8 protein-coding genes are annotated in these 6928 nt (G+C 33.5%); all 8 read left to right on the top strand.

The window, feature by feature from the left end:
* A partial coding sequence (gene galF / locus CXR02_RS21660; RefSeq protein WP_104063874.1) for a UTP--glucose-1-phosphate uridylyltransferase GalF occupies positions 1-834 on the top strand: 834 nt, incomplete at its 5' end.
* 310 nt (positions 835-1144) lie between these two features.
* Positions 1145-2380, top strand: a complete 1236-nt coding sequence (gene wzx / locus CXR02_RS21665; RefSeq protein WP_045233210.1) for an O21 family O-antigen flippase — start codon at positions 1145-1147, stop codon at positions 2378-2380.
* Positions 2380-3171 (top strand): glycosyltransferase, encoded by a 792-nt coding sequence (locus CXR02_RS21670; protein WP_001445974.1) that lies wholly within the window; start codon positions 2380-2382, stop codon positions 3169-3171. Before wzx ends, CXR02_RS21670 begins: the two co-directional genes overlap by 1 nt.
* An 8-nt stretch (positions 3172-3179) precedes the next feature.
* Positions 3180-3989, top strand: a complete 810-nt coding sequence (locus tag CXR02_RS21675) for a glycosyltransferase family A protein (RefSeq protein ID WP_001445975.1) — start codon at positions 3180-3182, stop codon at positions 3987-3989.
* 2 nt (positions 3990-3991) lie between these two features.
* Positions 3992-4672 (top strand): glycosyltransferase family 25 protein, encoded by a 681-nt coding sequence (locus CXR02_RS21680; RefSeq protein ID WP_000823826.1) that lies wholly within the window; start codon positions 3992-3994, stop codon positions 4670-4672.
* The gene (gene wzy, locus CXR02_RS21685) at positions 4669-5751 is read left to right on the top strand and encodes an O21 family O-antigen polymerase (protein ID WP_042020196.1); all 1083 of its coding nucleotides are present in this window, start codon (positions 4669-4671) and stop codon (positions 5749-5751) included. Before CXR02_RS21680 ends, wzy begins: the two co-directional genes overlap by 4 nt.
* A gap of 9 nt (positions 5752-5760) precedes the next feature.
* A complete protein-coding gene (locus CXR02_RS21690; RefSeq protein ID WP_219816169.1) occupies positions 5761-6516 on the top strand; it encodes a glycosyltransferase family 2 protein in 756 nt (251 codons plus the stop codon).
* A 189-nt stretch (positions 6517-6705) separates the two neighbouring features.
* A partial coding sequence (locus CXR02_RS21695; protein ID WP_258059186.1) for an NAD(P)-binding domain-containing protein occupies positions 6706-6928 on the top strand: 223 nt, incomplete at its 3' end.

Below are 6928 nucleotides of genomic sequence, written 5' to 3' on the forward strand. Positions count from 1 at the left end.
GCAATCCCAAAAGAGATGCTACCGATTGTCGACAAGCCAATGATTCAGTACATTGTTGACGAGATTGTGGCTGCAGGGATCAAAGAAATCCTCTTGGTAACTCACGCGTCCAAGAACGCGGTCGAAAACCACTTCGACACCTCTTATGAATTAGAATCTCTTCTTGAACAGCGCGTGAAGCGTCAACTACTGGCGGAAGTTCAATCCATCTGCCCGCCGGGTGTGACCATTATGAACGTGCGTCAGGGCGAACTTTTGGGTCTGGGCCACTCCATTTTGTGTGCGCGACCGGCCATTGGTGACAACCCATTTGTCGTGGTATTGCCGGACGTTGTTATCGATGACGCCAGCGCCGACCCGCTGCGCTACAATCTTGCCGCTATGATTGCGCGCTTCAATGAAACGGGACGCAGCCAGGTGCTGGCAAAACGTATGCCGGGCGATCTCTCTGAATACTCCGTCATTCAGACCAAAGAACCGCTGGATCGCGAAGGTAAAGTCAGCCGCATTGTTGAATTTATCGAAAAACCGGATCAGCCGCAGACGCTGGACTCAGATATCATGGCCGTAGGTCGTTATGTGCTTTCTGCCGATATTTGGCCGGAACTGGAACGTACTCAGCCTGGTGCATGGGGACGTATTCAACTGACTGATGCCATTGCCGAACTGGCGAAAAAACATGCTGTGGATGCAATGCTGATGACTGGCGACAGTTACGACTGCGGCAAAAAAATGGGCTATATGCAGGCGTTTGTGAAGTATGGTTTGAGAAACATTATGCTAGGCACAAAATTCCGTGGTAAAATAGAAGAAATAATTATAAATGATTTTTAATGAAGATAAAAGGCGGGAGAAAATAGTAATATGAAAGTCGTCAACCGATTATCTAAGCTAATGTTTAAAATATCAGATGATGTTTAGATCTTTTATGGTGATTTTTTGCTTCATGTGATTTAGAAAACGGTCTCTTGTTTTATTAGAGACGAATTTATTAAGATTGCCATGTTATAAGTTTGTGTTAGTGAACTGGTAGCTGTTAAGCCAGGGGCGGTAGCGTTGTTTTTTGCGTCTTGCGGGGTAGTATCTATACCCTCCCCCCTATTATTTGTTGCAAAGAGGTCTTTGGGTAAATAACGAGAAGTTAATGTTTACAATTAAAACTGTATTTGTGTTGAGGATATTCGGCGCTATACTTGCGCTGTCAACGAGTGTGATGATATCAAGAACGCTCAATATGAGTGAGGCTGGTGGGGTTTTCTTCCTATTATCAGTAACTGGAATAATATCGTCCCTATCCTCTTTAGGACAAAATAATTTAATTTTGAAAAAATGTGCCTCAGTTAAATATGCATTAAAAGCACGAGGCGTTTTTTTTCTTAGATGCATAAAACGGAGTGTTATATCCAGTATTATCTTATCTATCATTTTAATACCTATAATTCATTATTTTTCGCCACAATTATTATTACGAAATACATGGTGTTTGGCGATTCTGTTGATAATATCATCGTCAGTAAATATATTGTTATATTCCTTTTTACAGTCTCAAGGTCTTGTCACTTTTAGTGTTGTTCTGCAGTATATATTTCAACCCTTATTGTTTATTTTTTTTGTATTACTTATTGTTCTGATTAAAAATGAAAGTGTTTTACTGGTGTCTTTATCATACTTCTTCTCAATTATTCTTATTGGAGGAGGGGGGGGGGTATACTCGTATTATAAATTTAGGGACGATTTCAATCAGTTAGAAACAGAGTCAATACCGTTTAGACTGAAAGAATTATCAGAGTATTTCATTGGTAACTCATTAGGAATGCTGATTGTTCAATCTTATGTTGTACTTTCCGGTTTGTTGCTCCCAGCTGCTGATGTCGCTATTATTGCTGTGTCTGATAGAATATCCTTGGTTATAAATTTATTTGCAATGTCAATTAGCACAATTCTGGCACCTAAGGTCGCCAGTTTATACAGCCAAAGTAAAATGAATGAAATAAAAGAGCTAACTAAAAAAGCTATGTTCTTCATAATGATACCATGTGTTTTAATGGCTCTTCTGTTTCCCTTTTTTTCAGGGCTGATATTATCTATATTTGGTGTTCAATACAGTAATGCTAGCGAAGTGTTAATTATTTTAGTTATGACGCAGATTATTAATGCAATATTTTGCCCTGTATATGTTTTTTTAAATATGAGTGATCGGCAAGGTTTTATAAGTAAATTGCATATATATATGCTTATACCGTCTCTTGTTATAACATTTTATCTGACTAACATATTTGGTGTTGTTGGAATAGCTGTGTCTAAGTTAATTGTCGTGTCATTGATTAATATAATCCCATTGATTTACTGTATTTTATTGTTTAATCGAGTGATAAAGTGATGAGTTTATATTCTATTTTAAAAAAGTTAATTTTATCTTTTCATTACTATCTTTTTACTATTTCCTTTTTATCTGCGAAAAACGATAAGAAGTACTCCAATCGGTTAGATTTTGATGATTATGTTGCAGCTAAGCTAAGAAAACAGAATGAATATAAGAGGAAAATACCAAGTGTCTCTGTTATATATAGAGTCAAAAACGGATCTGAATATATAGAGGCATCTATATTGTCTATTTCGGGGTTAGCATCACAAATAATTGTTGTAGATAATAATTCTACAGATAATACAAGAGATATTGTAGAAAGATTATCGAATCAATTAGCTGATGTTTGCTCTATACAACTTTACTCTTATGATAAAAATCTCGCTATTGCTGGAGAAGGGTATAAAGATCAGGTGACAAAGGGAGATGGTTCACTGGCCGAATTTTATAATTTTAGTTTTTCTTTAGGTGATTGTGATTATTTAATGAAAGTCGATGCCCATTATATTTTTTCGGCATACGGTGTTGATATTTTGCAAAAGCAGATAGCAAAAAATTATGATGGTGTCGTTTTTCGAGGGTTAGAGTTTTTTGGGAAGTGGATGAGCAATGAGCTGTTTTTATATAAACGTTCACTGGGTCTGAAATATTGTGATGGCGAATTATATGAACAGTTAATGTGGGATAAATCAACCGTCAGGGTAAAAACTATCATTAAACCCCTTTACTTGCATGTTAAACGGTTATCCTATGTTAAAAACCTTTATAACACAAAGAAAGCCATATACGTAAAATACAATAAATAGGCAATAGAATGAATAATAAAAGAATATCAATAATAATACCAACTTATAATTCGAGCATAATATTAGAGGAAAATATTAAAATAATCAGTAGCTATAAGCAGTGTAAGATTTTTGTAATTGATGATGGTTCAGTTTCTGATGAAGCGCGCAAAAATAAAATTATTTGTAATAATTACGGGTGTAATTACACCTATACTCTTAATCAAGGCCCTTCTCACGCAAGATATGTAGGCTTATTGGATTCAGATACAGAATTTTGTTTTTTTCTTGATACTGATGATTATATTGCTGAATTTGCTCTTGATTGGGGTGTTAATTATTTATTAGAAAATAATGAGGTTGATGCCATCGTCTTTAGAAGTGATTATGTGGAAGAGTTTAATTGTAAAAACGAGACAGGTAATATCTTCACAATAAAAAAATATAACAGAGGATTAATACAAGAATGTATAGAGTGTTTAGGGTATCCAAAGCAATTTACTCTTGGTTGGAATCAATCTAATACGTTGTATCGTAGAAATAAAATCATTGATGCTTATAAAATAAGATATTTGACTTGGGGGGAAGATATACCATTAAAACTAAAACTAATTTCTGTTATGTCGCTAATTTCTGTGAGAACTCTGGGAGGGTCTCAAATTAAAATATCCTATGGACGGGGATATAAATATACACCAAAACAAATAGTTGAGCTTGCTCTGGAGGTTTACAGAACGTCCCTAAATAATGCATTTTGTCTTGCATTCATAACAGTTATAAGATATATGCTTTCATATTTTTATAAAAGATTAAAACAACTGTCCAGTAAAAGGAAGTGAGAATGAAAAGAAAACTTGTTGACTTTTGTATAATATCATTACCTCAACATAATGAAAGGAGAGATAAATTAAAAAATGAAATGGCGAAGTATGACATAGAATGTCGTGTTTCTCATGCTATTGATGGACGGAAATTATTGGCAGAAAAATACTTTTCTTTATTTAAAATTAGGTCCTCAAAGATGTTTGGAAGAGGTTTTTTAACTCCGTCGGAATTGGGATGTTTCTTGAGTCATAAAAAAGCTTTAACGGAATTTTTGGCGAGTGGAAGGAAATGGTTGGTGGTTTTGGAAGATGACGTTTTGCCCAAGGAAAATGTTAAATATTTGGACGAAATGATTAATTCATTCTGCTCATCAAGTGTCTATATTTTGGGTGGACAGGATGGTCTAAAAAGCTTTAGTCGTGTCATAATGGGGAGAAAATCAATATGTGGGGTGCGAAAAGTAATATTAGGTACACATCGTTGGTTATATAGGACATGCTGTTATTGTGTGGATATTAAAGGCGCTGAGAGAATTCTGAGGTTAATGGAAGAAAATAGTTTCTTTTGTGATGACTGGAGTTACATTGTAAGAAATGCGAAACTGGATAATGTATTTTATGGTCAATACTTTTCTCATCCTGTAAATTTAAACTCTAGTTCTATCGAAGCTGAACGTCTTTTTATTGCAGAAAAATGATATATATTATAATTAATACTATTGTGCTTTTTTATATGTTTTTGTTTAATGCATATAATCGTATTCCTTATGGGAAAATAATTATCGGGGGCATATGCGTTTTTTTTATGACTCTGTTGCCAGCATTTCAATACGGTGTTGGAACAGATTATTTTAGCTATCAAAATATATATAATAATGCTAATGAACTCGATACCTTTTATCAAAATAAGGAATATCTCTTTTATGGATATATGAGGCTATATCAACTGACTGGATGGGGATTCAAAGGTTTTATTGCGTTAACTGCTTTATTACAATCTTTATTGGTGTTTGTTATTGTTTTTCAGTTATGGAAAAACTATGGTTATTCTCTTGTTTTGGTTTTTTTTCTTTTTTGGGTTGTTACTAATTTATTTCATACCCAGATGAATATAATAAGAGCATCATTTTCAATTTATTTGTTTGCAATATCAATTCTCTATAAGTTTAGAGGGAAATTATTGTTATCTTTCATATTAATGGTTGCTGCTTTAGGTTTTCATCGCTCTGCTTTGATTGGTTTCTGTTTTCTCGTAATTCCAGATAAGACGTATTTTTTTGCGTGTAAACATGCTTTTAAAATTTATGTGTTGACTTTTTTATTGTTTCTTTTCTCTTATCTTCAGCAAATTATTTATTATATAGTGCAAAATTTATTCCCCTATTACTCACATTATTTATCCTCATTCGATGAAAGTTCTGTGAGTATAATGAATGTACTAACTAAAATGTATTGGATTCCATTTAATTTGCTATTCCTTATCTTATTAAAACTAAAGGTTTTTGTTATAAAAGATAATGAGCGAAAGTTAATTGGTATGTGGGCTTTAACGGTGAATGTTTATTTGTTAATGCTCAGTTTTGATTTTATTTCAAGGGTTAACTACTATTTTGTGATATTTTATATAATCCCGATAATTTATGTTATTAAATACACTGTTAAAAATAGATACTTCGTTTGTTTGTATCTCTCATTATTATACTGTTTTATTCCGTATCTATTAAAGGTTATTCTGTTTCCTATCGCAGAATTTTATTATAAATCATACTTGTTCTAATTTTGAATAATGATGGGGCTTTTTATGGGTAATGAAACAGTATCAATAATTATGCCAGCTTATAATGCTGAAGAAACTATTAAAGATAGTATTTTGTCAATTTTAAAACAAACGTATGAGGATTTTAAATTATATATAATCAATGATAATTCGTCGGATTCAACAGAACATATTATTAAGTCTATTATCGATGAACGTATTGTTTATTTACTAAATCGAAATGGTAAGGGAGTATCTTCGGCTAGAAATGTTGGGATTGCTGCTTGTAATGGTAGATATATTGCATTTTGTGATAGTGATGATGTTTGGTTTGAGACTAAACTCGAAGAACAACTGAAAATATTGAGTGCTGGAAATTATAAAGTTGTTTGTTCAAACTATGAGGTTTTTTATGTTGATACAAATGTAATAAAAGAAAGAAGGTTTAAGGAAGTTATTACATATAATAATATGCTGCAATCTAATCATATTGGTAACTTAACTGGTATTTATGACTCAACTCAGATAGGGAAAGTATATCAACAGGAAATTGGTCATGAAGATTACCTAATGTGGTTAACAATAGTAAAAAAAGCAAAGCTGGTTTATTGCATACAGAAAAATCTTGCCAGATATTATATACATAATACGGGGTTGTCCTCAAATAAGTTCACTGCAGCTATGTGGCAATGGAATATTTATAGAAGAGTATTGTCTTTTTCATTATTCAAGTCATTAGTTCTTTTTTTTATTTATTCAGTAAGAGCTCTTGCTAAGAGACTTTAATTAGAATGGTTTTATTAGGTTTTGATATTATAAAATGTATGTCTTTTAGATCTGATAGTCGATGTATCCAAAAGGTTTAGTTTTTGGGACATAGAGAGATAAGCCTTTCCTAAATATATTAGAAGTAAACCCGTTACTCATATTCAGCCGCTTATTTGCAGCGGTGAGCACCTCAGACAGGAGTAAACAATGTCAAAGCAACAGATTGGCGTCGTCGGTATGGCAGTGATGGGGCGCAACCTTGCGCTCAACATCGAAAGCCGTGGTTATACCGTCTCTATTTTCAACCGTTCCCGTGAAAAGACGGAAGAAGTTATTGCCGAAAATCCAGGCAAGAAACTGGTTCCTTACTATACGGTGAAAGAGTTTGTTGAATCTCTGGAAACGCCTCGTCGCATCCTGTTAATGGTGA

This window comes from Arthrobacter sp. 4R501 (assembly GCF_002929755.1).
GTDB lineage: Bacteria > Actinomycetota > Actinomycetes > Actinomycetales > Micrococcaceae > Arthrobacter.